Annotated in this window: 18 protein-coding genes and 1 pseudogene; 12 read left to right on the top strand and 7 right to left on the bottom strand. The window is 62.3% G+C overall.

All coding sequences use genetic code 11. The features are described from left to right. Positions 1–87: 87 nt before the first annotated feature. The 3 genes from JWZ97_RS13195 to JWZ97_RS13185 all read right to left on the bottom strand — a co-directional run bounded on the left by JWZ97_RS13195 (position 88) and on the right by JWZ97_RS13185 (position 5,890). Positions 88–1,137, bottom strand: coding sequence for a PD-(D/E)XK nuclease family protein (locus tag JWZ97_RS13195; RefSeq protein ID WP_205429991.1), 1,050 nt, complete (start codon positions 1,135–1,137; stop codon positions 88–90). A gap of 578 nt (positions 1,138–1,715) precedes the next feature. Then, the gene (locus tag JWZ97_RS13190; protein ID WP_205429989.1) at positions 1,716–5,024 is read right to left on the bottom strand and encodes a DUF2126 domain-containing protein; all 3,309 of its coding nucleotides are present in this window, start codon (positions 5,022–5,024) and stop codon (positions 1,716–1,718) included. A gap of 125 nt (positions 5,025–5,149) precedes the next feature. Then, complete coding sequence (locus tag JWZ97_RS13185) at positions 5,150–5,890, bottom strand: proteasome-type protease (protein WP_205429987.1); 741 nt, start codon at positions 5,888–5,890, stop codon at positions 5,150–5,152. A 249-nt stretch (positions 5,891–6,139) separates the two neighbouring features. Between JWZ97_RS13185 and JWZ97_RS13180 the strand changes: the two genes are divergently transcribed. After that, complete coding sequence (locus tag JWZ97_RS13180; protein ID WP_205429986.1) at positions 6,140–7,591, top strand: circularly permuted type 2 ATP-grasp protein; 1,452 nt, start codon at positions 6,140–6,142, stop codon at positions 7,589–7,591. A gap of 1 nt (position 7,592) precedes the next feature. Next, positions 7,593–8,525, top strand: coding sequence for an alpha-E domain-containing protein (locus tag JWZ97_RS13175; RefSeq protein WP_205429978.1), 933 nt, complete (start codon positions 7,593–7,595; stop codon positions 8,523–8,525). 24 nt (positions 8,526–8,549) lie between these two features. Here the strand turns inward: JWZ97_RS13175 and JWZ97_RS13170 are convergent, their stop codons facing one another. From JWZ97_RS13170 to JWZ97_RS13155, 4 genes are all read right to left on the bottom strand, one after another. Then, the gene (locus tag JWZ97_RS13170) at positions 8,550–9,026 is read right to left on the bottom strand and encodes a GNAT family N-acetyltransferase (RefSeq protein ID WP_205429976.1); all 477 of its coding nucleotides are present in this window, start codon (positions 9,024–9,026) and stop codon (positions 8,550–8,552) included. A 49-nt stretch (positions 9,027–9,075) separates the two neighbouring features. After that, a complete protein-coding gene (locus JWZ97_RS13165) occupies positions 9,076–12,312 on the bottom strand; it encodes a PAS domain S-box protein (RefSeq protein WP_205429974.1) in 3,237 nt (1,078 codons plus the stop codon). A gap of 62 nt (positions 12,313–12,374) precedes the next feature. Continuing rightward, positions 12,375–12,818, bottom strand: coding sequence for a response regulator (locus JWZ97_RS13160; protein WP_205429972.1), 444 nt, complete (start codon positions 12,816–12,818; stop codon positions 12,375–12,377). 192 nt (positions 12,819–13,010) lie between these two features. Beyond that, the gene (locus JWZ97_RS13155) at positions 13,011–15,158 is read right to left on the bottom strand and encodes a PAS domain S-box protein (protein WP_205429971.1); all 2,148 of its coding nucleotides are present in this window, start codon (positions 15,156–15,158) and stop codon (positions 13,011–13,013) included. A 218-nt stretch (positions 15,159–15,376) separates the two neighbouring features. On the opposite strand from JWZ97_RS13155, the pseudogene fdnG reads away from it, so the two are divergent. The 10 genes and pseudogenes from fdnG to selB all read left to right on the top strand — a co-directional run. Continuing rightward, positions 15,377–18,427: pseudogene (gene fdnG / locus JWZ97_RS13145) on the top strand (formate dehydrogenase-N subunit alpha); the annotation flags it as partial. A gap of 149 nt (positions 18,428–18,576) precedes the next feature. Beyond that, positions 18,577–19,449: a formate dehydrogenase subunit beta gene (gene fdxH / locus JWZ97_RS13140; protein ID WP_205429960.1), complete on the top strand. Its 873-nt coding sequence runs from the start codon at positions 18,577–18,579 to the stop codon at positions 19,447–19,449. After that, entirely contained in the window at positions 19,446–20,087 is a 642-nt protein-coding gene (locus JWZ97_RS13135) for a formate dehydrogenase subunit gamma (RefSeq protein ID WP_205429959.1), read from the top strand. Before fdxH ends, JWZ97_RS13135 begins: the two co-directional genes overlap by 4 nt. A 3-nt stretch (positions 20,088–20,090) precedes the next feature. Continuing rightward, positions 20,091–20,279: a type II toxin-antitoxin system HicA family toxin gene (locus JWZ97_RS13130; protein ID WP_205429958.1), complete on the top strand. Its 189-nt coding sequence runs from the start codon at positions 20,091–20,093 to the stop codon at positions 20,277–20,279. Between the two features lie 3 nt (positions 20,280–20,282). Beyond that, positions 20,283–20,501: a type II toxin-antitoxin system HicB family antitoxin gene (locus JWZ97_RS13125; RefSeq protein WP_240342344.1), complete on the top strand. Its 219-nt coding sequence runs from the start codon at positions 20,283–20,285 to the stop codon at positions 20,499–20,501. A gap of 93 nt (positions 20,502–20,594) precedes the next feature. Continuing rightward, positions 20,595–20,825, top strand: a complete 231-nt coding sequence (locus JWZ97_RS13120; protein ID WP_205429957.1) for a type II toxin-antitoxin system HicB family antitoxin — start codon at positions 20,595–20,597, stop codon at positions 20,823–20,825. A gap of 36 nt (positions 20,826–20,861) precedes the next feature. Then, positions 20,862–21,050: a type II toxin-antitoxin system HicA family toxin gene (locus JWZ97_RS13115; RefSeq protein ID WP_205429956.1), complete on the top strand. Its 189-nt coding sequence runs from the start codon at positions 20,862–20,864 to the stop codon at positions 21,048–21,050. A gap of 68 nt (positions 21,051–21,118) precedes the next feature. Further along, positions 21,119–21,997, top strand: a complete 879-nt coding sequence (fdhE, locus tag JWZ97_RS13110; protein ID WP_205429955.1) for a formate dehydrogenase accessory protein FdhE — start codon at positions 21,119–21,121, stop codon at positions 21,995–21,997. 162 nt (positions 21,998–22,159) lie between these two features. Next, positions 22,160–23,548, top strand: coding sequence for an L-seryl-tRNA(Sec) selenium transferase (gene selA / locus JWZ97_RS13105; protein WP_205429947.1), 1,389 nt, complete (start codon positions 22,160–22,162; stop codon positions 23,546–23,548). 1 nt (position 23,549) lies between these two features. Further along, complete coding sequence (gene selB / locus JWZ97_RS13100) at positions 23,550–25,622, top strand: selenocysteine-specific translation elongation factor (RefSeq protein ID WP_205429945.1); 2,073 nt, start codon at positions 23,550–23,552, stop codon at positions 25,620–25,622. Positions 25,623–25,657 lie beyond the last annotated feature (35 nt).

Below are 25,657 nucleotides of genomic sequence, written 5' to 3'. Positions count from 1 at the left end.
TGTAGGATGTGCTGAGCGATAGCGAGGCGCATCGTTCGCGATGGATGCTGTAAGCAGTTAGCTCCACGCCCTTGTTAGGCTCCTCGATTAAGAGGCATAGAATTCATTCAGTCTCTTGGCAACGTCTATGACCTCTTGGAATACCTTGTCGTGGTTGCACTCTTCATAGAAACCGAAGCACCTAATGGTCTTCGCTTCTGTCCAGAGCTTCTTGTACTTTGTTTCATCGATGTGCTCCCGCAGGTCGATTGCCTTTTCGTCAGCAACATCGTAAACGTAGAATTGAATCGTCAGGGAACCATCCTTTTTCAGCAACAACGTGATGTTGGTCTTTGCCCCCCAAGCCCTCGAAAGGAGCCGCAGAGCGATTCCCTCTTCTCCCCAGTTATGTTGCTTGCTGGACGCAATATCTTCCTTTTGACCTGAAGCCGTCCTGATCGCCTCGAGTCCGCGATTTGTCATATGAGAGATGTACTCTTTGAGCATTTCTTCCATTTCTTGAATCGCTTCGTAATTGCTCCTGACGAACTCAATTCTAGCGTCGCTCATACTCTCGTCTCCGCACTCACTTTCAATGTTAAGGAGAAACTCCCGCATAATGACATGCCATTTAACATTACCTGCTGTTGTGAGGTATTCCCCAGCATTCTTCTTGACTTGATCGACGTATGTTCGCCAAGTGACGGTATGCCACCCAGTCGGTGGTTTCTCTTCCCGGACTGAAAGCAAGATGAAGTATCTGGTTTTCTTTCTGTAGGATGCTCGTGCGTATTGAGCATACTCATCAAAAGGATTGATAGCCTGGTGCCATACCTTGTTCTCGACTACCAACAGCCAATCGTCACCTTCTAGGATCAGATCAAGCCTGTTTCCTTGATCAGTGTACTGCTCTCTGCCTGGTGGCGAAGACAGTTGTAGAAGTGGTGGGGTTACGTGTGCCGATTCGAATAGCGACTTCATAAACAAAACCCCGAAACCATGCTCTTCATTTGGATTGATGAAGAATGCTAATAGATCTGTTATTGGGTTCTCATAGTGACCTCTCCCACCAATAGAGAAGATGTTCCTCTCGACTCGCTGCCTTGTCAGTTCTTTGATTTCCTGAATGAGCTTCTCATATTTGTCAAGTGATATCATCCGTCTTCCTTCTGGAACCTAACGTCTAAGCATTTATCCGTCGTGCGCAGGTGAGATACCTTGGGTGAATCGCTCGGGTACAGGCACGCATGACGGATAAATGTCTGTTGGACTAAGCCGCGACTACGCCGAGATCGCCGGGTGGCAGCGGCTCACTTTATACAGTTCATCACACGGAATCTGCGTTCATCGAACTATACAGATTCTGTCTAGTGCTGGTGTGGGGGATAGTCTGTGTCGGCCGGGGGGCGTAGCGAGTATGCAACGCCCATTTGATCCTCCTTATCGATCCTTGGCGTGGTTTGTGGGTGGGATTTTGTGCGCGGTTTTGTCGGTTTGGCAAGGGCAATAACGAGCGACTGATTTTGATCGCCCTCACCCAACCCTATCCCGGTGGGATAATGCCGTTTAGTTAAAAGGCGCATCGTCACCCCGGCAGGGAATGCCGGGGTCCAGAGGCCACGGATGGCTGAGGCGTTTTACATCCTTGTAACCTGGATTCCGGCAGTCCCTGCCGGAATGACGGCTTAACTTAACGGCATTGTCCGGTGGGAGAGGGTCCGCACAACAATGCTTATTTAAGACGTCAGCCGCAAATCCAGGGTATAGGGATATTCGGGGCTGTTGCCCGGGTCGGCTTGCAGGGCTTGCGCGTCGAATTCGCCGCCGGTGTGGCCGAAGGGCCAGAAGCGGGCGATGCGGCGGGCTTCGGCTTCGTTGGCGTTGACCGGGAAGGTCTCGTAATGGCGACCGCCGGGATGGGCCACGTGGTAGGTGCATCCGCCGATGGAGCGCTTGTTCCACAAGTCCACGAGGTCGAACACCAGCGGCGCGTGCACGCCTATGGTGGGATGCAGGGCCGAGGGCGGTTGCCAGGCGCGGTAGCGCACGCCGCCCACGTATTCGCCGCGGGTGCCGGTGTTGCGCAGGGGCACGGGGCGCCCGTTGCAGGTGACGCGGTAGCGCGAGTCGGTCAGGCCGGTGACTTTCAATTGCAGACGCTCGACCGAAGAGTCGACGAAGCGCGCCGTTCCGCCGCTGGATACTTCCTCGCCCAGCACGTGCCAGGGTTCGATGGCGAAGCGCAGTTCCAGCTCGACGTTTTGATATTGCACCCGGCCGTAGTGCGGGAAGCGGAATTCCAGGAAGGGGGCCAGCCAGGCGTAGTCGAAGGCGTAGCCGGCCTGATTGAGTTCCTCGACCACTTCGCGCAAGTCGGCGGCGACGTAATGCGGCAGCATGAAGCGGTCGTGCAGTTCGGTATTCCAGCGCACCAGATCGTGCTCGTAGGGCTGATCCCAGAAGCGGGCGACCAGCGTGCGCAGCAGCAGCGCCTGCACCAGGCTCATGTGGGCGTGCGGCGGCATCTCGAAGGCGCGCAGTTCGAGCAGGCCCAGCCGGCCGGTGGCGCTGTCCGGCGAATAGAGCTTGTCGATGCAGAACTCGGCGCGATGGGTGTTGCCGGTCACGTCGATCAACAGATTTCGCAATAAACGATCGATCAGCCAGGGCGCCGGGGGGGCGCCCTTCGGTATCTGGCGGAAGGCCAGTTCCAACTCGTACAAGGCCTGGTCGCGGCCTTCGTCCACGCGCGGCGCCTGGCTGGTGGGGCCTATGAACATGCCGGAGAACAGATAGGACAGGCCGGGATGGTGCTGCCAGTAGGTGATGAGGCTGCGCAGCAGGTCGGGGCGGCGCAGCAGCGGGCTATCCGCCGGCGTGGGGCCGCCGAGGGTGATGTGGTTGCCGCCGCCGGTACCGGTATGGCGGCCGTCGAGCATGAATTTTTCCGTGCTCAAACGGGCCAGGCGGGCTTCGTCGTAGAGCGCCTGGGTCTTGTCGACCAGTTCGCGCCAGCCGGCGGACGGGTGGATGTTGACCTCGATCACGCCGGGATCGGGCGTGACCAGCAAGCGGGTCAGGCGCGGATCGCGCGGCGGCTCGTAGCCTTCCAGCACCACGGGGACGCCGGTTTCGGCGGCCGTTGCCTCGACCACGGCGACCAGGGCCAGATAGTGTTCCAGATCCGTCAGCGGCGGCAGGAAGACGTGCAAACGCCCTTCGCGCGGCTCCAGGCAGAGCGCGGTATGGGCGAAGCCGGGCGGTGTGCCGCGCACGTCGCCCGGTTCCTGCGCCTGGATCTCCGGATGCGGCTCGGCGTGATCGGCGCGGAAACTGTAGCGCCGCATCACTTCGCCGACGTCGTTGCCGAGTGCGGGGCGCTCCTCGAACAGGCTGCGCTCCTGATGATGTTCGCGCTCGACGTGAGGGATGGAGTCCAGCGGCAGTCGGTAGCCCATGGGGGAGTCGCCGGGCAGCAGATACATCACCTCGCGGCGGAAATGCCAGGCGCTGCTTTGCCAACGCTCGCCGCCGTAGTTCCAGGTCAGCGGCAGGGCGTAACCGGCGGGACGGTTGAGGCCGCGGTCCAGCAGACGGGCCAGGCGGCGCCGCTCCTGTGCGTCTTTAAGGTTGGCCTCGAGCGGATCGACGTTGAGCGGCAGCGCGCCTTCCTTCCACAAATAGTAAAAGCTGTCCTCATAGCCCGGCAGTATGAAGGCCGGGCTCAATCCCAGGCGCAGGGCGAGCTTGTGCGCGAAATTGCGCGCGTGGTTTTCGTCGACGCCGTAGTCTTGCGTTTCGTCCGCCAGCAGGCGGTCGTCGCGCCAGATGGCCACGCCGTCGCCGCGCCAGAAGCAGCCCAGGCTCCAGCGAGGCAAGGGCTCGCCCGGATACCATTTACCCTGTCCGTAATGCAGCACCCCGCCGGGGCCGAAGCGGTTGCGCAGGCGGCGGATCAGCTCGCCGGCGCGTTCGCGCTTGTGCGGGCCGTCGGCGGCGGTGTTCCACTGCGGGCTGTCCATGTCGTCGATGGAGACGAAGGTGGGTTCGCCGCCCAGCGTGAGGCGCACGTCGCCTTCGCTCAGCACGTGGTCCACCCGTTCGCCGAGTACGTTTATGGCCGCCCATTGTTCTTCGCTGTAGGGCTTGGTGACGCGCGGGTCTTCGTGGATGCGGCGCACGAGGTTGGCATGGCCGAATTCGCATTCCGCCTTGCCGACGAAGCCGCCGGTGACCGGCGCCGCACTGACCGGATCGGGGGTACAGGCCAGCGGGATATGGCCCTCGCCGGCGAACAGGCCGGAGGTGGGGTCCAGGCCTATCCAGCCGGCGCCGGGCACGTAGATCTCGGTCCAGGCATGCAGGTCGGTGAAGTCCTGTTCCGGTCCGCTCGGGCCGTCGAGCGATTTCAGGTCGGCGGTGAGTTGCACCAGGTAGCCCGAGACGAAGCGCGCGGCGAGGCCCAGATGACGCGCGATCTGCACCAGCAGCCAGGCGGAGTCGCGGCAGGAACCGAGCTTGCGTTCCAGGGTTTCTTCGCAGGTCTGCACGCCGGGCTCCATGCGGATCGAATAATCGATGTCCTCGCGCAGCCTGCGGTTCAGTGCGACGAGAAAGTCGACCGTGTGCTGTTCCGACGTATCGACGCGGGCCAGCCAGTCCGTCAGGCGGGGGCCGCTCTCTCGCACTTCCAGGTAGGGCGCCAATTCGCGCCCGAGCCGCTCGTCGTAGTCGAACGGAACGTGCTCGGCGCTTTCGTCCAGGAAGAAATCGAAGGGATTGATGACCGTCATGTCGGCCACCAGATTCACTTCGACGCTGAGTTCCCGAGTCGGTTTGGGAAAGACCACCCGGGCCAGGTAGTTGCCGAACGGGTCCTGCTGCCAGTTGATGAAGTGCTCGGCCGGCTCGATTTTCAGCGCGTAGGCCTCGACCGGCGTGCGGCTGTGCGCGGCCGGCCTGAGCCGGAACACATGCGGCGACAGCATGACGGGGCTGTCGTAGCGGTAGACGGTTTGATGGTGGATCGCGACGCGGATGGTCATGGCTTCCTCTCGCACTCGGGCGCTATGGGTTACACGGACTCATCCGGCACGGTGGCGCCGTGCCCTGCGGGTTATGGCGGTCGTCCTTCGGCTTGCTCAGGATCGACCCAGGCCGATCACCGATCCTAGGGTTCCGACTCCCAGTCGAAACGGGGCAACAGGTTGAAGGCGTTGCGCAGGCCTTCGTTCCATTGCGTCCGTATCTCGCCGTAGAACGGGCAATCGGTGTTCAGGCTCAGGTAATGCCCCATCGCATAGCTGTCCCGCCGGTACAAGGCCAGTTCCACGGGCGGGCCGACCGAGAGGTTGCTGCGCATGGTCGAGTCCAATGAAACCACCGCGCAGCGCGACGCATCCTCCAGCGATGTCGTGGGCAACGCCATGCGATCCAGGATCGGCTTGCCGTATTTGGTTTCGCCGATCTGCAGGTAGGGCGTGTCGGGCGAGGCCGTGATGTAGTTGCCCTGCGGATAGATCAGGTAGATCTCGTGCTGCTGCCCCTGTATCTGTCCGCCGAGGATGAAGCTCGCCTCCGCGCTGAATCCGCTGCGCTGCATCGCCGGTATGTGCTGATCCTGTACCCTCACACTGATCTCGCCGACGTAGGCCGCGGCGTCGAACAGATACGACATGGTGTTCAGCGAGGCATAGGCCCCCGGGTTTTCCAAATCGCGCCGGATGAAATTCACCACCGCCTGCGTCGTCGCCAGGCTGCCCGCACCCAACAGCACGATGAAGCGGTCGCTGTGCAGTTCGAACCGATGCATCTTGCTGTAGATGCTGGCGTAATCGACGCCGGCGTGGGTACGGGAATCCGAAGCAAATACCAGGCCGTCGTTTACCTTGATCGCTAAGCAATACGTCATGTCGTGCCTTGTGGGGTGATGTCAGGGCTGTGAGCCGGGAATCTTGAGCGAAGCCCGTGGATTTCTCAACCGCGCGCGACGCATCCTGAGGAGGGCGCCTGTGCCTGTGCAATCGATGGCGCCGTGCACCATCATGATCTCGTATATGCACCAGGATCATGCAGGCTACGGCCATGATCCTGCGGGAAACGGCATCGATTCCTCTGGCCTGCATCTTGCTCGATGGCAGTAGAAGATCGAGGAGCCTTTATGACCATCACCTGGCAGGATTATCCCGTCAATGGATATTACGACGAACTCATCACGCAGGAGGGCGCGCCGCGTCCCGGTGCCGCGCCGCTCATGCGGCATCTGGATCAGCTCAGCGAAAACGAGCTGGGGGAACGCAAGGCCGCGGCGGACGCCGCTATCCTCGGCATGGGCATTACCTTCACGGTTTATTCGGACGACGAAGGCTCCATCGACCGGGCCTGGCCCTTCGACATCATTCCCCGCATCATCACCCTGAAAGAGTGGCGGCGTATCGAGGCGGGCCTCAAGCAGCGCGTGACGGCGCTGAACCGCTTCATCGACGACCTCTACCACGAACAGAAGATCGTCAAGGACGGGGTCTTCCCCGCCCACCTTCTGACCGACTCCAAGAACTTTCGCCCCGAGTGCGTGGGCATAGACCCGCCCCAGGGCGTCTGGGCGCATATCTGCGGCTCCGATCTGGTGCGCGATGCGGACGGCACCGTCTATGTCCTGGAAGACAATCTGCGCGTGCCCTCGGGTGTTTCCTACATGCTGGAAAACCGCCTGGTGATGAAACGCGTGCTGCCGGAACTGTTCGAGGATTATTCCATCGTGCCGGTGGACGATTATCCCGCTCAGCTCTTCCAGTGCCTGGCCTCCCTGGCGCCCGACAAAATCCGGCCCAACATCGTGGTGCTGACGCCGGGCATCTATAACTCGGCCTATTTCGAGCACTCCTACCTGGCCCAGCAGATGGGCGTGGAACTGGTGGAGGGCAAGGATCTGATCGTGGACGACGACGATGCCGTCTACATGCGCACCATCGAAGGGCTGACTCCGGTCGACGTGATCTACCGCCGCGTCGACGACTTGTTCCTGGATCCGGAGGCCTTCCTGCCCGATTCGGTGCTGGGCGTGCCCGGCCTGCTGCGCGCCTGGCGCAAGGGCAAGGTGGCCCTCGCCAACGCGCCGGGTGCCGGCGTGGCCGACGACAAGGTGGTCTACACCTACGTGCCGGACATCATCCGCTATTACCTGAACGAAGAAGCCATCTTGCCCAACGTGCCGTCCTACCGCTGCGTCAATCCGGAGGAACGCGAGTACGTGCTGGCCAATCTGGACAAGCTGGTGGTGAAGCCGGCCAACGAATCCGGCGGTTATGGCATGCTGATCGGCCCCAAGGCGGAGCAGAAGGAACTGGACGAATTCGCCGAACTCATCCGCAAGGATCCCCGCAACTACATGGCTCAGCCCTTGCTGACCCTGTCCACCGCGCCGACCCTGATAGACGGCGCCGTCGAGCCGCGCCACCTGGATTTGAGGCCCTTCATCCTCTCGGGGCGGGAAACCTATGTGACTCAGGGTGGGCTGACGCGGGTCGCCTTGCGCAAGGGCTCGACCGTGGTGAATTCCTCGCAAGGGGGTGGGAGCAAGGATACCTGGATCGTGGATTGGGAGGGCGTTTGACATGGCCATGTTGTCGAGAGTCGCCGAGAATCTTTACTGGCTGGCCCGCTACCTGGAGCGCGCGGAAAACACCGCGCGCCTGGTCAACGTCAGCGTCAGCCTGGTGCTGGATCTGCCCAAGCACGCCAGGCCCTGCTGGTCCTCGCTCATCGCCATTACCGGCAACGAGGAGATCTTCAACCGTCTGTATGACGATACCACCGAGGCCCGCGTGGTGAAGTTCATGCTGGCGGACGAGAACAATCCGGGCTCCATCCTGTCGTCCATCCGTTATGCGCGCGAGAACGCCCGCACCATCCGCGACATCATTCCGCGCGAAGCCTGGGAACAGATCAACGACCTGTATCTCAAGGCCAAGGTGCAATTGACCAACGGGCACACCCCCAAGACGCGCCACAGCCTGTTGAAGGATATCGTCCTGGGTGTGCAGCAGATCGCCGGCATCTTCGACGGCTGCATGAGCCACGATGCCGGCTATCTGTTCATGCAACTGGGCTGCAAGCTGGAGCGGGCCGATATGGTCACCCGCATCCTGGACGTGCGCGCGGCGGGCAGTTCGCAAGATCCGGATGCGCTGAAGCCCTTCGAGAACATCCTCTGGATGAGCGTGCTGAGGTCGCTCAGCGCCTATCAGATGTACCGGCGCCACAAGCAGGTGGCGGTGCGGCGCGAGGAGGTGTTGCAGTATTTGTTGCAGGACGGCGAGTTTCCGCGCGCCTTTTACGCCGCCTTGTGCCGGCTCGGCGACTGCCTGAGGCGGTTGCCCAACCATCAGGCCCCGCTCGCCGTCGTCCGCTCGCTGAAGCAGATCATTGAGCAGACGCACCCGGAAACATTCGAACAGGCCGAGTTCATGCAATTCGTCGACGAACTGCAGATCGATCTGGGCAAGCTCAACGAATCGATAGGAGCCACGTATTTCGGCTTGGCCTGAACGTGGCAGCCCGACCGGAGGCGTTCAGGCCGGGCGCTTGCGCAGGGCTACCAGTTCCGTGCCTTGCCAGGACAGTCGACGATAAAAGGATAGGGCGGGCGCATTGTTGCGGTCGGCCAGCAATTGCAGCCGGCTCAGGCCGTTCTCCAGGGCCCAGCGCTCGGCGGTGTGCAAGAGGCCTTTTCCCACGCCCCGCCCGCGCCAGTCTTCCGCCACCACGACGTCCTCGATCAGACCCACCGGGCCGCCTTCGGCGGTGGAAATCAGCACTTGCAGGGTGCACATGCCGATCACCCGCCGGTCGGCTTCGGCCACCCAGATTTTGCCGCCGGGCGTTTGCAGGAGCAGTTCCAGGCCGCGCCGCTGCTTGACGGCATCGGCCTGGAAGTCCGCCTCGATGGCGAATAGCGTTTTCAGCAGCGCCATCAAGGCGGGGATGTCGCTTTCGACGGCGAGTCTGAATGCGGGGGTATGGGTATGCTCGGGTCGTTCTGGGGGCATGTCGTTGGGGCCTCGCGCCGGTTAAAGGGTGGGCTCGCCCACCGTGTGGTCAGGATGCGCCGGACGGAGCTGGCCGCGGCCGTAGTTCGGCCAGCCAGGTCTTGGTGATTTCTTCCCCCGGCACCGGTTTACCGAACAGATAGCCTTGTCCGAAATGGCAGCCTCCGCTCAAGAGCCAGCGATGCTGTTCCTCGGTTTCCACGCCTTCGGCGAGCACTTCGAGACCCAGGCTGTGCCCCATGCTGATGATGGCGCGGACGATGGCTTCGTCGTTGGGATCCTGGCCCAGGTCGCGGACGAAGGATTGGTCGATTTTCAAGCGGTGCAGGGGCAGCTTCTTGAGGTAGCTCAGGGAGGAATAACCGGTGCCGAAGTCGTCCACCGCCAGCTTGACGCCCAGCCGCCTGAGGCCGTCCAGGACGGAGAGCGCTCTGTCCGGCTGGCGCATGATCATGGATTCGGTGACTTCCAGTTCCAGGCGTTCCGCCTCCAGCCCCGCCTCGTCCAGCACCTCGCGCACGACGAGCGGCAGAGACTCCCGCTCCAGTTGCTGGACCGAGAGGTTGACGGCGACGCGGGGAACATCGAGTCCCGCATGAAGCCAGAGCATCATCTGGCGGCAGGCTTCGCGCAGGACCCAGGCGCCGATCCGGCCGATCACGCCCATTTCTTCGGCGACGGGAATGAAGCGCGAGGGCGGTATCCATCCGAACTCCGCATGCCGCCAGCGCAGCAAGGCTTCCACTCCCAGGAGGGCGCCGTTGTTTAAATCCACCTGCGGTTGATAGGCCAGGCTGAGTTCATCTTGATCCAGCGCGCGGCGCAAGGCATTTTCCAGTTTTAGCCGTTCGTTGGCATTCGTGGTCAGTGCCGGGGAATAGAACTGGAAGGTGTTGCGGCCCTGGGCCTTGGCCTGGTACATGGCCAGATCGGCGTTGCGCAGCAAAGTATCCGCATCGCCGCCGTCGTTCGGATAAAGGGCAATGCCGATGCTGGCGGTGATGTACAGCTCGTGTTCGCCTACCTGCATGGGGTTGACGAACAAGTCCATCAGCTTGCGGGCAACCACCGCGATACCGTGGGTGGACACTTCGTGCTCCAGCAAAACGACGAATTCGTCGCCACCCATGCGTGCCAGGGTGTCCTCCGTGCGTAGGCGTCTGCTCATGCGCTGGGACACGGTGCAGAGGAGGTCGTCGCCGATGGGATGCCCCAGCGAGTCGTTGACGCTTTTAAACCGGTCCAGATCGACGAACAACACCGCCACCGCCGCTTCTTCCCGCTTGGCGCGGAGCAGGGCGTGTTCGAGGCGGCTTCTGCAGAGCAGGCGGTTGGGCAGCTTGGTAAGGGAGTCGTGGTGGGCGAGGAAGTCCAGCGCCTCCTGCGACCGTTTCACCGAGGTGGTGTCGCTGAATACCGCTACGTAATGGGTTACGCGGCCCTCGTCGTCCGATACCGCGCCGATGGTGAGCCATTCCGGGTATATCTCGCCATTCTTGCGGCGATTCCATACTTCGCCATACCACATGCCGGTCTGCAGCAGCGAGGCCCACATGTTCTGGTAAAACTGCGCGTCTTGCTGTCCGGATGCCAGCAGGCGGGGATTTCGGCCCATAACGTCTTCTTCGCGGTAGCCGGTGATGGAGGTAAAGGCCCGGTTCACCGCCACGATATTGGCGTCGGCGTCGGTGATCATCACGCCCTCGGTCGTATGATCGAACGCACGTTGGGCTTGACGCAGCTTTTCGTCGGCCTGCTTGCGCTCGGTGATGTCGCGCACGATGCCCAATACACTGACGACAGAGCCGTTTTCGTCGAGTTCGGGGATGTGGCGCAGGTCGAAATAACGAGGGCCTTGCGGAGTCGTCAAAGTGGTTTCGCAGGCACTGGGCGTGCCCTGCTCGAAAGCCTGGGCGACTCGGCTCGCCTGGCTTGGAGTCGGGCCGTCGCCGGTGGCGAATGGGTGAACTTCGTCGATCGTCTTGCCGACGATGGACTTCCTCGACAAGCCGAAGGTCTTCAACAGGTTGGAGCTCACATAGGTGTAGCGGCATTCCCGGTCGAAGCGGACGATCATGTCAGGCAGGTTTTCCACCACGGTGCGAAGCTGCCGTTCGGTTTCTTTCAGGGCCGAGATGTCCCGTCCTATCGCCAGTACGCTGGCGACCTTCCCCTTGCCGTCGAATTCCGGGACGAAGCGGATGGCACTGAAAGCCGGTTTTCCCGTCCCCCGGCCACCCCAGCTTAGTTCCAACTCCGCGCCGGTGCCCCGCTCCAGCACTTCGATGATCTTGCTCTGGTAAGTTGCCATTTCCGCCGAATCGGGCGCGGTTTCCCGTGGCGTCCTGCCCAAAAGGGCCCGCGCGGGCAGCCCCGAGGTTTTTTCCAGAGCGGGGTTGACGTAGACATGGCGACACTGGCGGTCGTAGCGCGCGATATCGTCGGGCGAGTTCTCCGCCAGCGCGCGGAACTCCTGTTCGCGCGCATGCAGCTCCCGCTCCGCCTGCTTGCGCGCGGTGATATCCCGGACGATGCCGATCGCGTTCCAATGGTCTTCCAGCCGGATGGCCGACAGGGAGAGCTCGACCGAAAACTCGCTGCCGTCTTTTTTCAAGGCGAACAACTCCACGGTCTTGCCGGCCAGCGCTTCGATATCGGCGCCCTTGGAGTGTGAAAAACTTTCCTGAACGGCCGGGCGGTAACGCCGGGGCGACAGCAGCCTGTGCAAGTCCTGCCCCAGTATTTCCTGCTGCGAGTAACCGAAGATTTTTTCCGCCGCCGCGTTCCAAAACGAGACCTTGCCTTCGTGGTCCATCAAGACGATCGCATCCTGGGCCGAGGCGCTCATCGCGCGGAATTTCTCCTCGCTGTCCCTGAGGGCTCTTTCCGCCGCTTTCCGGTTTCGGCTTTCCCGCTCTTCGTCCAGGGCTCTCAGCACCGCCGCCGGCAGGCGCGCGAGGCGATCCTTGAGCACATAGTCCCTGGCGCCTGCCCTGAGCAATTCCACCGCCATCTCGTCGCCCATCGCGCCGGTCACCATGACCACCGGTATTTCGGCATGCCGCTCCCGCAGGATGTCCAGGGCCGCCCGTCCGTCGAAAGCGGGCAGCCGATAATCGGAGAGCACGATGTCGGGACGGAATTCCTCCAGTGCGAGGACGAAGGATGCTCGGGTCTGCACGCGCTGCGCAACGAACGCGATGCCTTCCTCGCGTAGGGCCATCTCTATGAGTTCCGCGTCCTCCGGAGTGTCCTCCAGCATCAGGATGCGGATTTCGGCGTGCATGGGGTCAACGCACGCGGAGCGGTTGCAGTCGATGGTCACGTAGGGGATGTTTAGGTGAGCCCTTATTTCAGCGAGCGATTGACCAGGAGCCAATAAAGCCCGAGGTGTGCCACGACCTTGGCGAACTCGTCGAATTCCACCGGCTTGCTCACGAAACTGTTGACACCCAATTGGTAGCTTTTGGCCACGTCGCGGTCCTCTTTGGAAGATGTCAGCACCACCACCGGGATGGTTCGGGTGTTCGGGTCGGTTTTGAGCACTTTCAAAACCTCCAGGCCATCGACCTTGGGCAGGCGCAGGTCGAGCATGATCACTTTGGGCGCCGCGTCCAGGCTGCGGCCGGCATAGGCTCCCCGCCCGAACACGAAGTCCAGGGCCTCGGCCCCGTCCTTCACCCAGATAAGGTAGTTGGCCAGGCCGCCTTCCCGCAGGGCTTCTATCGTCAATTCGGCGTCGGTGGGATTGTCTTCCACCAGCAGGATTTCCACTTCGTCATGTACGGACATGATCAGACTCCTTCCGGCAGCGAGGTGTATGGGAGCTTCGCGCTTGGGACCGGCCGGCCCTGACCGGGTCAGGATTAGGTGCAGGACGCAAGTATAGTCCGCATCGGCGATGAGCCGCCGCGACGGACGCTGGTTTTTTCCGGCGGGGACTCTCCGGTAATGATGAGGCCGGATATAGAGCAGCGCTTCGGCCTACGGCGTCTCGAAGTCGGCGTTTGCGGGCGGCCGCGCCGGCAAGGCGAACTTGAACGTGGCGCCCTGGCCCGGATTTCCCTCGGCCCAGACCCGGCCGCCGTGGCGGGTGACGACGCGCTTGACGATGGCCAGGCCGATGCCGGTGCCTTCGAACTCTTCGACGCCGTGCAGACGCTGGAACACGCCGAACAGCTTGTGTACGTAGGCGGGCTCGAAGCCGACCCCGTCGTCTTGCACATGATACAAATGGGTCGCGCCGTCGGTCGTGCCGCCAACGGTAATGTGGGCCGTCGCGCGGGACAGGGTGAACTTGACGGCGTTGGCCAGCAGATTGGTCCACACCTGGCGCAATAAGGTGGGATCGCCCAGGGCCGGTGGCAAAGGCCGGATCTCCAGGCAAATATCGCGATCCGCCCGCAAGGGCTCCAGGTCCAGCCAGACCGTGCGGACCAACTGCGCCATGTCGACCGGCGCAAGGCGTAGCTCCAGTCTTCCAGCGCGGGAAAAGGCCAGGATATCGTCGATCAATTGCGACATCCGCGCCGCGCTTCCCCTCACCACCTTGATCAGGCGCTGAGCTTCCGGGTCCAGCTGGGCCTCGTATTTCTTCGCCAGCATGCGGGAGAACCCGTCGATGGCTCGCAACGGCGTGCGCAAATCGTGGGACACCGAATAAGAAAAGGCCTCGAGCTCACGGTTGGCGGCCTCCAGCGCTGCGGTGCGCCGGGCCACCAGTTCTTCCAGGTGTTCCCGGTGCTTGCGCAACTCTTCCTCGGACTTCTTGCGCTCGGTGATGTCGCGGACGATCTTGGCGGCGCCGACGACTTTGCCCTGCCCATCCCGCAAAGGGGAGACGGTGACGGAAACATCGATCAGGTGGCCGTCTTTGGTACTGCGCACGGTTTCGTAATGGTTTACGGAACGTCCACGGCTGATTTCGCCCAGTATGGCTTTTTCCTCGTCCCAATAGGGGGCGGGTATCAAGAAGGTGATGTGACGCCCCTGGGCTTCCGCCGCGCGGTAACCGAACATGCGCTCAGCCCCGGCGTTCCAGCTGGTTACGATGCCATCCAGGGTTTTACCGATGATGGCGTCGTCCGACGAGGCGATGATCGCCGCATAGTGCATCAGCGCTTTCTCCTCGGCCTTGCGTTCGGTGATGTCGCGTGCCAGCGCCAGATTGTAAGTCAGGCCTTCGTGTTCCAAGTAACTGGCGGCGACCTCGACGGGAAATATATGTCCGTCCTTGGCCCGATGGCGGGTCTCGAAAACCAGGGCGCCGCGGGTTTGCAGCTCGCTCCAATGCGAGGCCCAGCGCTCCGCGGGATAGTCGGGGGCGATGTCGCGAATGCCACGGGCGAGCAACTCTTCCCGCGTGTAGCCCAGCAGCCGGCAGGCCTCGTCGTTGACATACTGAAATTGTCCTTGCGGGCCTATCAGATAGGCTGCCTCACGCGCAAGATTCAAGGAAAAGCCCAGCAGGACGGGCTGTTTCTGGAGTCGTCGTTGGACCAGGTCCAGTAGCCCGCCAATGGCCTCGAGCAGCTTGCTCGCTTCGGCGCCGCGATGACTCGCCGGCGGCGGCGGGCATGGCCAGTCGTCGACGGCCATGGACCGCAGGGTGTTCGAAATCGATTGCAGGGATGAACGGACGATGCGGAGCACGAGCCAGGCCGTCGTGACGATGAATACGGTCGCGGAGATGGCGCCGAGCAATGCGCCGGGCAGTGCTTCACGAATCACCCAGGCCAGCGAGGGCCGCACCGTCAGACGGCCGATGCCTGCTGGGCTCCGGTCTTTCGAGTTCAGCAAGCGGACGATGGTATCGGTGCTCGACAGGCGGTCTGCGCTGCGGTGTAGGTGGAGCTTGCCGTTGTCATCCAAGCCGGCATGGACGACGAGGCCGCTGTTTAGCAGACGCTCTAAAACCTGGATACCCAGCTCCCGGTCGCCGGATTCGGCCGCCAGGGACGCGCTGAGTTCCACGGTATCGAGCAAGTGCTCGATGTTCAGCGTGGCCGCGTTGCGTGCATGCCGAAGCTCCGACGCGAAGGACAGGGCCGCAGCGATGAGGATTAGGGCGAGTATCGACCGCGGGACGGAGGAGCTGAGTCTGCGATTGGGCAGGTGTTGGGAGTGCGGCATCGAAACGTTCGAGTGCTAAGGGGGACGTGGACGCTGCGTTGGGAAAAGTCATACCCAATATAGACGATAGCGCCGCGCCGTTCGGCGCCCTGCGGATGGATCGCAAGGGTCGCCGCGGTTTTCCGACGCCATGCACCGGATTGCAGGCTGCCGCGATCCATGCCAGCATGCGTCACTTCACAGTCGAATTTTTGTCGCCCGCCCGGAGGTGCTTCGCCATGCAAGTCAACCGGCGCCAGTTTTTCAAACTGAGTGCCGCATCGCTCGGGGGTTCCACGCTGACGGCCTTGGGTTTTTCGCCCACGGAAGCGCTGGCGGAAGTGCGCACGTTCAAGCTCGCGCGCACCACGGAAACCCGCAATACCTGTCCGTATTGTTCGGTAGCCTGCGGCATCATCCTTTACAGCCTCGGCGACAAGGCGAAGAACGCCAAGTCCGAAATCATCCACATCGAGGGCGACCCCGATCATCCGGTCAGCCGCGGCAGCCTGTGCCCCAAGGGCGCGGGCCTTTTGGGCTTCGTGCACAGCGAGACGCGCATCAAGTTTCCGGAGTACCGGGCGCCGGGCTCTACGAACTGGACGCGTGTCACCTGGGACTGGGCCTTGGATCGCATCGCCAAGCTCGTCAAGGAAGACCGCGACAGCCACTTCGTCGCCAAGAACGACAAGGGGCAGACGGTCAACCGCTGGCCCACGGTCGGCTTCCTGGCGGCATCGGCGGCCTCCAACGAAGCCGGTTATCTCACCCACAAGGTTCTCCGCAGCTTAGGCCTAGTAGCACTCGACAACCAGGCACGCGTCTGACACGCACCGACGGTGGCAAGTCTTGCTCCGACATTCGGTCGCGGCGCCATGACGAATACCTGGATGGACATCAAGAATGCGGACGTCATTCTGGTGATGGGCGGCAATCCCGCCGAAGCGCATCCGGTAGGCTTCAAATGGGTGGTCGAGGCGAAGGCCCATAACAAGGCCAAGCTCATCGTGGTCGATCCGCGGTTCAACCGCACGGCCTCGGTGGCGGACTTTTACGCGCCGATACGCGCGGGCACCGACATCGCTTTCCTGAGCGGTGTGCTGCGCTATCTGTTCGAAAAGGACGTGATCCAGCACGAGTATGTGAAGGCGTATACCAACGCCGGCTTCATCGTGCGCGAGGATTTCGGCTTCGACGAGGGCTTGTTCACCGGCTACGACGAGAAAGCACGCCGCTACGACAAGAGCACCTGGGCCTACGAACTGGACGAGCAGGGCTATGCCAAGGTCGACGAGACCCTCCAGCATCCCCGTTGCGTGCTGAATCTGTTGAAGAAACACGTCTCGCGCTACACGGTAGAGACGGTTAGCGACATCACCGGCACGCCGCAGGATCTTTACCTAAAGGTTTGCGAGATGATCGCCTCGGCCGCGGCGCCGGATCGCACCCTGACCAGCCTTTACGCGCTCGGCTGGACCCAGCATTCCATCGGCTCCCAGAACATCCGCACCCTGGCGATCCTGCAATTACTGCTCGGCAATATCGGCCTGGCGGGCGGGGGCGTGAATGCCTTGCGCGGCCATTCCAACATCCAGGGGCTGACCGATCTGGGGCTGTTGTCCGACCAGTTGCCGGGCTACATGAGCATCGCCCGAGACGAGGACGCCACGCGCGCCGCCTACCTGGACAAGCGCACGCTCAAGCCTCTGCGGCCGGGGCAGGTCAACTACTGGTCGAACTATCCCAAGTTCCACACCAGCCTGTTGAAAGCCTGGTACGGCAAGGTGGCGACCAAGGAGAACGACTACTGCTACGACTGGATGCCCAAGGTCGATCAGGTTTACGACGGCCTGCGCGCCTTCGACCTGATGGCGCAGGGCAAGCTGACGGGCTATTTCTGCCAGGGCTTCAACCCGCTGGCCTCCTTCCCCAACAAGGCGAAGATCTCATCGGCCCTGTCGCGCCTGAAGTTCCTGGTGGTCATGGACCCGCTGTCCACGGAAACCTCGGAGTTCTGGCAGAACCACGGCGAGTACAACGACGTGCAGCCGGCCGACATCCAGACCGAAGTGTTCCGCCTGCCGACGACCTGTTTCGCCGAAGAGGAAGGTGCGCTGGTCAACAGCTCGCGCTGGCTGCAATGGCACTGGAAAGGCGCCGAGCCGCCGGGCGAATGCCGCACCGACATCGCCATCATGGCCGAGCTGTTCCTCAAACTGCGCGAGCTTTACCGGCACGAGGGCGGCGCTTTCCCCGATCCCATCCTCAATCTGCACTGGCCCTACCGCCAGGCCGAAGAGCCGGGGCCGGACGAGCTGGCGAAGGAGATGAACGGCTATGCCGTCAAGGACATCGTCGATCCGAAAGACCCGGCCAAGGTGCTGATCAAGGCCGGTCAGCAATTATCCAGTTTCGCCCAGTTGACGGACGATGGCAGCACCGCCAGCGGCACCTGGATCTTCTGCGGCTCCTGGACCGAAGCCGGCAACCAGATGGCGCGCCGCGACACCACCGACCCGACCGGGTTAGGGCTAGCTCCCAACTGGGCCTGGGCCTGGCCGGCGAACCGCCGCATCCTCTACAACCGGGCCTCCTGCGATCCCGCCGGCAAGCCCTGGGACGAGAAGCGCAAGCTGATCGAATGGGACGGCAGCCGTTGGACCGGGCTGGACGTGCCGGACTTCAAGGCCGATGCCGCGCCGGATAGCGGCGTGTCGCCCTTCATCATGACCAACGAGGGCGTCGGCCGTTTGTTCGCGCGCGAACTGATGGCCGAAGGACCGTTCCCCGAGCATTATGAGCCGTTCGAGACGCCGCTGGGCACCAACCCGCTGCATGCCAAGGTGATCAGCAACCCGGCGGCCCGCGTGTTCGCCAACGACAAGGCCATGCTCGGCGACAAGGAAGAGTTCCCTTACGTGGCGACCACTTACCGCCTCACCGAGCATTTCCACTTCTGGACCAAGCACTCGAAGATCAATGCTTCGCTGCAGCCGGAACAGTTCGTCGAGATCGGCGAGGCGCTGGCGGCGCAGCTGGGTATCTTCAACGGCGAAAAAGTCGTGGTGCGCTCCAAGCGCGGACAGATCAAGGCGGTGGCGGTGGTGACCAAGCGCATCAAGGCACTGAGGGTGGCCGGGCAGATCGTGCACCAGGTCGGCATCCCCATCCACTGGGGCTTCACCGGCGCGACCCGCAAGGGCTACATCGCCAACACCCTGACCCCCTTCCTTGGCGACGCCAACACGCAGACGCCGGAGTTCAAGGCTTTCCTGGTCAGCGTGGAAAAGGACTTGAGCGAACTCTCGCCCCACACCCACAAACCGGGCGAGGAGCATGAGGAACGCAAGCGGCCGGAGGCGAAGCTCGACGATGACCAGGGCGGCAAGCGCTCATCTTGGCTGGCGCGCATCCTCAAAGGCAGCACGGAGGTTTAGACATGGCATTGCAATCCCTGGACATCCTCCGGCGCTCCGCCACCACCACACCCAGCCCGCAGCAGCGGCAGATGACGGAGGTGGCCAAGCTGATCGACGTCACCAAGTGCATAGGCTGCAAGGCCTGCCAGTCGGCCTGCCAGGAATGGAACGATTTGCGCGAGGAGGTCGGCATCAACGAGGGCTCGTACCAGAACCCTCACGATCTCACGGCCAATTCCTGGACGCTGATGCGCTTCGCCGAAACCGAGGAGAACGGCAACCTGGAATGGCTGATCCGCAAGGACGGCTGCATGCACTGCGCCGATCCCGGCTGCCTCAAGGCCTGTCCTTCGCCCGGCGCGATCATCCAGTACAACAACGGCATCGTCGATTTCCACGAAGAGGCTTGCATAGGCTGCGGCTACTGCATCGCCGGCTGCCCGTTCAACATCCCGCGTCTGTCGGGCAAGGACAGCAAGGTGTACAAGTGCACCCTGTGCTCGGACCGCGTCGCCGTGGGACTGGAGCCGGCCTGCATCAAGGCCTGCCCGACCCAAGCCCTGGTGTTCGGCAGCAAGGAGGACATGATAGAGCACGCCAACGAACGCATCGTCGACCTGAAGGAACGCGGATTCGAGAACGCCGGGCTCTACGATCCGGCCGGCGTGGGCGGGACTCATGTCATGTACGTGCTGCACCACGCGGACAAGCCGGAGCTGTACAACGACCTGCCGAAAGACCCGACGATAAGTCCGACGGTCGGACTGTGGAAGGGCATCTTCAAGCCACTGGCCACCGCTGCGATGTTCTTCACCGCCCTGGCCGGCTTCTTCCACTATGTCACCATCGGCCCCAACGAAGCCGAAGAGGAAGAAGAGGAGGAAAAGGTATGAACGGCCAGCATTCTTCCAGGCTGATCCAGCGCTATGGGCCCATGGATAGGCTCAACCACTGGATCACGGCCATCACTTTCATCCTGCTGACATTCTCCGGGTTGGCCTTGTTTCATCCGTCCATGTTCTGGTTCAGCCAGTTCTTCGGCGGCGGCACCTGGACGCGCATATTGCACCCCTACATCGGCGTGCTGATGTTCGTCTCATTCGCCGGTCTGGCACTGCGTTTTTTGCACCACAACCTGTTGAGCCGGAACGACATCATCTGGCTGAGCCGCATCGTAGACGTGGTGAAAAACCGCGAAGACCGCCTGCCGGAAGTGGACCGCTACAACGCCGGTCAGAAGATGCTGTTCTGGACCATGATCGCCACCATCCCAACCCTGTTGGTCACCGGCATCGTCATCTGGCGGCCCTGGTTCGCCCAGAACTTCGCCATCGACACCGTCCGCATCGCCGCTCTGCTGCACGCCGTCTGCGCCTTCGTGATGATTTCGGGCATCATCGTCCACGTCTACGCCGCCTTCTGGGTGCGCGGGACATTAGGCGCGATGATACGCGGCACGGTCACCAGAGCTTGGGCGGCCAAGCATCATCCGGGGTGGTATAAGCGGGTGATGAGGGGAGAAGAGCACTGACCGGTGACGAAGGTCAAGGATCTGATCGCGCTGATCGAAGCGGACGGCAGGATACAGGTTGGACAATGCGGCAGCCATAGGTGGTTTCATCACGCTACTAAACCGGGTACCGTTACGATATCCGGAAAGCCGAGCATTGACGTGCCGCCGGCCACGGTGAACAGCGTACTCAAGCAAGCAGGTTTGAAATAAGCCATGACCATGCAGTATCTGGTTGTAATCGAAGAAGGCCCCACCAGTTACGGTGCCTATGTTCCCGACCTGCCCGGTTGCGTTGCAGTGGCGCCATCGCGGGAAGAAGTCATCGAGCTGATACGGGAGGCCATCGAGTTTCATATCGAAGGCCTGAAGGAAGATGGGTTGGATACGCCGGTTCCGCATTCTTCGAGCGAAGTTGTCGAGATTGCCGCGTAGAGCCTTGAACCCCTGTTAATAACAACTCGATACTTTGCTCAACTTGATGTTAAGCAGTGCCCGTAAGCTCATAGAAACCGATAGAGGCAAACGATGGAAATGCTCGTCAACCTGCATATAGAACGATTGCCCGAAGGTTTGTACCTGGCAACGAGCGACGAAGTTCAGGGGTTGGTCGCACAAGGACGAACGTTACAGGAAACCTTGGAAATCGCCCGTGATGTAGCGAAGAAGCTGCTGGAATCCCAGGAAAAACGACAGCAAGAACTCAAACTGCAAGAGGTCGGAGAGTCTTTCGATTATCCACTGGTCATCGGTGGATGAATGGGGCGGTTGGCTGGCTTCCGCTACCGAGATATCGTGCGCCGGCTAACACAAATGGGCTTCGAGTTCGACCGACAAGCCGCCGGGAGCCACGAAATCTGGTTCAATCGCTCGACTGGGCGCTACACCACCATCCCCAATCATCCGGGTGATATGCCCGAAGGCACGCTCCGCGCGATATTGAAGCAAGCCGGAATCGAACCCGAAGCGTTTCTGGAAAAATGAAATGTCCGCGCTGGGGATACTCCAGCGAGGATGTGCGCCGATAACTTGACCCGCACCGACGATTTTCAATGGAACTCCCCCCGCTGACCGCCGCCCAAACCGAAGCCCCATACATCCGCGTCCCCAACCCGCAAACCCTGTTCCACCATCGCGCCGCCCGTTTCCGTCAACTGGCCTTAAGTCAGGCCTCGCTGGTCGGTTATCTGAATCTGATGGCCGATCTGGCCGATAGCCTGCACCATCTGTCGGCTCGCTTTTCTCCTGCGCTGCTGCCGGATTCCTGTGCAGGCCGGCCGCCGCTGGATATTTCGAGTTGGCGACGCGATCCGGCCTGGCGTGATGCGCTGCGTTCCATCGTCGAGGATCTGAGCTCCGGGGGTGGGCCGCTGGGTTCGGTACGCGACCGCCTAAAGCAGGCGACGGATGAGCAATTGGAGTCCTGGGCCGATGATCTGTTGGCCGCCGATTTCGACCGGCTCGATGTCGGGCTCGCGCCCTTCGTGGCCGCCGCCCTGCAGGTGAATTGGACGGTGCTGGCCTCGCGTCTGGACGCGGGAAAGATAGGCGCGACAGAAGCCGGGCATCTCTGCCCGGTCTGCGGTTCCTTACCGGTGGCGAGCGTGCTGCAAACCGGTGGTGCGGTCCAGGGCTTGCGCTATCTGGTCTGCGACCTGTGTGCGACGGAGTGGAACCGGCCCCGCATCCATTGCATAAACTGTGGCTCCAGCAAGGAGGTGGCCTACTTCGGGCTCGAAGGCACAGGCGAAGCGGTGCAGGCCGAAGCCTGCGGCCAGTGCAAGACCTATGTGAAGCTCGTGAACCGGGAAAAGGAGCCCCAGGTCGACCCATTCGCCGACGACCTGGCCACCCTGGCGCTGGACGTCCTGATGGCCGAGGAAGGTTATCAGCGCCTGGGTTTCAATCCTCTGCTGATACCCGGCGGTTGAGTTTGAGTAGGCTGGGATGACGCAGGAATTCCAGCCATTATCTGAATTCGCTGGGTTTCGTTCCTCAACCCAGCCTACATCAGGAGTTCACATTCGTTCCCACTGAGCGCTGCTACCCCCTAAAATTCCGGCGCTCAATCGCCAGCCCTCCGACACGACGCCATGAATCATCCCGCCCGCCCGCCTTCCGTAGACAGCCTCCTGAACCGTCCCGAAGTCGCGGATTTGAAGGAACGTTACGGCCACAGTGCCGTCGTGGCCGCCTTGCGGGCCGAGTTGGGGGAACTGCGCGAGACACTGAAAACGCAGCCCACGCCGGACGTGGACCCGGCGCGGATCGTAACCGACTGCCGCAAGCGCCTGGAAACCGAATTCAGCCCCAATCTACGCCCGGTATTCAACCTCACCGGCACCGTGCTGCACACCAATCTGGGGCGGGCTTTGCTGGCGGACGAGGCCGTCGAGGCGGTGCTGGCGGTGCTGGCCCGGCCTTCCAATCTGGAATACGACCTCGATAACGCCAAACGCGGCGACCGCGACGACCACATCGACGGCTTGATCCGCGAACTGACCGGGGCCGAGGCGGCGACGGTGGTCAACAACAATGCCGCGGCGGTTTTCCTGCTGTTGAATACCCTGGCGATACGGAAGGAGGTGATCGTCTCCCGCGGCGAATTGATCGAGATCGGCGGCGCCTTCCGCATTCCAGACATCATGTCCCGGGCCGGGGCGAAGCTGCGGGAGGTCGGCACCACCAACCGCACCCACCGTAAGGACTACGTGGAAGCCGTGAATCCACGTACCGCCCTGATCATGAAGGTACATCGCAGCAATTACGCCATCGAGGGTTTCACTGCCACGGTGCCGGAAGACCAGTTGGCAGAACTGGCCCGCGAGCATGGCCTGCCCTTCGTCGAGGACTTGGGCAGCGGCACCCTGATCGACCTGAGCTCCTATGGCCTACCGAAAGAGCCGACTCCGCAACAGGCTCTGGCCAAAGGCACCGACCTGGTTTCATTCAGCGGCGACAAACTGCTGGGCGGACCGCAGGCCGGCATCCTGGTCGGCCGCAAGGAGCTGATCGCCAAGCTCAAGCGCAATCCGCTCAAGCGCGCCCTGCGGGTGGACAAAATGACCCTCGCCGCGCTGGAAGCTACGCTCAAACTCTATCGCAGCCCCGAGCTCTTGAGCCGACGACTGCCCACCCTGCGCCTGCTGACACGGAGCGAAGATGACATACTCGCGCTGGCCCGGCGCATCCTGCCGGCTATGCAAACCGCCCTGAGCGACCATGCGGTCGTCAGCATCGAGTCGTGCCGCAGCCAGATCGGCAGCGGTTCCCTGCCCGTGGATCGCCTGCCCAGCGCCTGCCTGGTACTCGTGCCCAAAGGGAAAGGCGGCGGACGGGCGCTGAGTCGTCTGGCGAACGCCTTCCGCGACCTGCCCGTTCCCGTCATCGGCCGGCTGGAAGACGGCGCCTTACGCTTCGATCTGCGCTGCCTGGAGGACGAGTCGGGATTCGTCGCGCAACTGGCCCAACTGGAACTCTGACATGATCGTCGGCACCGCCGGCCACATAGACCACGGCAAGACCGCCCTGGTCAAGGCGCTCACCGGGGTGGACGCGGATCGCCTTGCGGAAGAAAAAGCGCGCGGCATCACCATCGATCTGGGTTATGCCTATACGCCGCTGGCCAACGGCGACATCCTCGGCTTCGTGGACGTACCCGGCCACGAGCGCTTCATCCACAACATGCTGGCTGGAGTGACCGGCATCGACTTCGCTCTGCTGGTCGTGGCCGCGGACGACGGCCCCATGCCGCAGACCCTGGAGCATCTGCAAATTCTTGATCTGCTTGGCATCCGGCGCGGCGCGGTGGCGTTGACCAAGACCGATCTCGTCGAAGCGGACCGGATCGCCGAAGTCGCCGAGGAAATTTGCGTGCTGCTGGAAGGTACCGAGCTCGCCGGTAGCCCGGTTTTTCCGGTCTCCGCCGTCACGGGCTCAGGGATGGCCGAACTGCGCGCGCACCTCGAAACCGCTGCCCAGAATTTAGGGGAGCGGACCGGTCGGAGTGCTATTGAAATAAGGAACCCTCTCCCCTTGGGAGAGGGCAGGGTGAGGGTTAAAGCGCTTGATATTTCAACGATTTCATCACGTACATCAAGCGCAGATGCCCTCACCCCAACCCCTCTCTCAGAAGGAGAGGGGCTTAATTCACCGGCATCGACCACCCGGGGAGGCTGCTTCCGGTTCGCCATAGACCGGTGCTTCACCGTAGCCGGTGCGGGCACGGTGGTGACCGGCACGGTCTTTTCGGGACGAGTGGCTGTGGGCGACAAGCTCCTGCTGTCGCCCTCGGGCCGACCGGTGCGGGTGCGCGGCATTCACGCCCAGAACCGTCCGGCCGAAATGGGGCTGGTCGGCCAGCGTTGCGCGCTCAATCTGGCCGACGTGGACAAACAGCAGGTGCAACGGGGTGATTGGGTGCTGGCGCCGGAACTCCATCTACCTACAACACGCCTGGACGTGCGGCTCAAGCTCCTGGCCGGCGAAGCCCACTCCTTGAAACACTGGACGCCCGTACACGTACATCTGGGTGCTTTCCATGCCACCGGGCGGGTAGCCTTGTTGCGGGACGAGCCATTGCAACCCGGCGACAGCGCCCTCGCGCAACTGGTGCTCGACAAACCCACCTGCGCCGTCCACGGCGACCGTTTCGTCCTGCGCGACGCGTCGGCGCTGCATACGCTCGCCGGCGGTTGGGTGCTGGATGCCCAACCGCCCCAGCGCGGCCGACGCTCGGTCCAGCGCCTGGATATCCTCTCGACCTGGGAACTGCCGGCGCCCAAATTGCAACTGCAGGCTTTGCTCGCCGCATCGCCCAACGGAGTGGATCTGCGGGCCTTTGCCGCCAACGCCAATCTGACAGCCGCAGAAATGGCCGGCCTCCGCCAGAATCTGGAGCTGAGCTTGGTTGAGGGCACGAAGCCGCTCGCCTTCGCGCCGGACCACTGGGCTGCATTGCGTCAGGCCGTCATCGAGACGCTGCGGAAAGAACACGAGGACGTTCCCGACTCCCTGGGCCTCAATGCCGAGCAACTTCGCCTGCGTGCAGCGCCACGCCTGGATCGGGCGGCTTTCGCCCAGGTGTTGGCCGAATTGCTGGAAGATGGGGAGTGCGCGCGGGACGGTTCCTGGTGGCATCTGCCAGGGCACCGGATCACGCTGTCGGAAAGCGATGAGGCGCTGTGGCAACGCATCGCTCCCTTGCTGCTGGAGCAGCCTTTCCAGCCACCGCGGGTGCGCGACATCGCCCGTGCGGAAGCCCTGGAAGAAGCGGCGGTGCGCAAGCTGCTGATCCAGGTCGCGTGCATGGGCCAAGTGTATAAGGTCGCCCACGATCACTATTTCGACCGTACGGCCGTCGCCCAACTCGCGGACATCGTTCGTGACCTCGCCCGGCAAGCGCCCGACGGCGCGGTGGCGGCCGCCGAATTTCGCGACCGCATAGCCACCGGCCGCAAGCTGGCCATCCATATTCTGGAGTATTTCGACCGCATCGGCCTGACCCGCCGGCTGGGCGATGCCCATCGCTTGCGAAATCACGGTCTACAATTGTGATCCGGCGGCGGTAGCCTCCGTGCCGTGGCCGGATT

Origin of the sequence: Methylococcus sp. EFPC2 (assembly GCF_016925495.1) — a bacterium.
Classification (GTDB): domain Bacteria; phylum Pseudomonadota; class Gammaproteobacteria; order Methylococcales; family Methylococcaceae; genus EFPC2.
Note: the sequence above shows the minus strand (reverse complement) of the source record. Positions and strands in the feature narration are given on the sequence as shown.

Bases quoted from the DNA above. Each gene is read 5' to 3' on its own strand.
- JWZ97_RS13155 (WP_205429971.1), bottom strand. From the start codon at position 15,158: ATGCCGCACTCCCAACACCTGCCCAATCGCAGACTCAGCTCCTCCGTC.
- JWZ97_RS13195 (WP_205429991.1), bottom strand. From the start codon at position 1,137: ATGATATCACTTGACAAATATGAGAAGCTCATTCAGGAAATCAAAGAA.
- fdhE (WP_205429955.1), top strand. From the start codon at position 21,119: ATGGAACTCCCCCCGCTGACCGCCGCCCAAACCGAAGCCCCATACATC.
- JWZ97_RS13125 (WP_240342344.1), top strand. From the start codon at position 20,283: ATGACCATGCAGTATCTGGTTGTAATCGAAGAAGGCCCCACCAGTTAC.
- JWZ97_RS13170 (WP_205429976.1), bottom strand. From the start codon at position 9,026: ATGCCCCCAGAACGACCCGAGCATACCCATACCCCCGCATTCAGACTC.
- JWZ97_RS13190 (WP_205429989.1), bottom strand. From the start codon at position 5,024: ATGACCATCCGCGTCGCGATCCACCATCAAACCGTCTACCGCTACGAC.
- JWZ97_RS13135 (WP_205429959.1), top strand. From the start codon at position 19,446: ATGAACGGCCAGCATTCTTCCAGGCTGATCCAGCGCTATGGGCCCATG.
- selB (WP_205429945.1), top strand. From the start codon at position 23,550: ATGATCGTCGGCACCGCCGGCCACATAGACCACGGCAAGACCGCCCTG.
- JWZ97_RS13185 (WP_205429987.1), bottom strand. From the start codon at position 5,890: ATGACGTATTGCTTAGCGATCAAGGTAAACGACGGCCTGGTATTTGCT.
- JWZ97_RS13120 (WP_205429957.1), top strand. From the start codon at position 20,595: ATGGAAATGCTCGTCAACCTGCATATAGAACGATTGCCCGAAGGTTTG.
- JWZ97_RS13165 (WP_205429974.1), bottom strand. From the start codon at position 12,312: ATGCACGCCGAAATCCGCATCCTGATGCTGGAGGACACTCCGGAGGAC.
- JWZ97_RS13175 (WP_205429978.1), top strand. From the start codon at position 7,593: ATGGCCATGTTGTCGAGAGTCGCCGAGAATCTTTACTGGCTGGCCCGC.
- JWZ97_RS13160 (WP_205429972.1), bottom strand. From the start codon at position 12,818: ATGTCCGTACATGACGAAGTGGAAATCCTGCTGGTGGAAGACAATCCC.
- selA (WP_205429947.1), top strand. From the start codon at position 22,160: ATGAATCATCCCGCCCGCCCGCCTTCCGTAGACAGCCTCCTGAACCGT.
- fdxH (WP_205429960.1), top strand. From the start codon at position 18,577: ATGGCATTGCAATCCCTGGACATCCTCCGGCGCTCCGCCACCACCACA.
- JWZ97_RS13180 (WP_205429986.1), top strand. From the start codon at position 6,140: ATGACCATCACCTGGCAGGATTATCCCGTCAATGGATATTACGACGAA.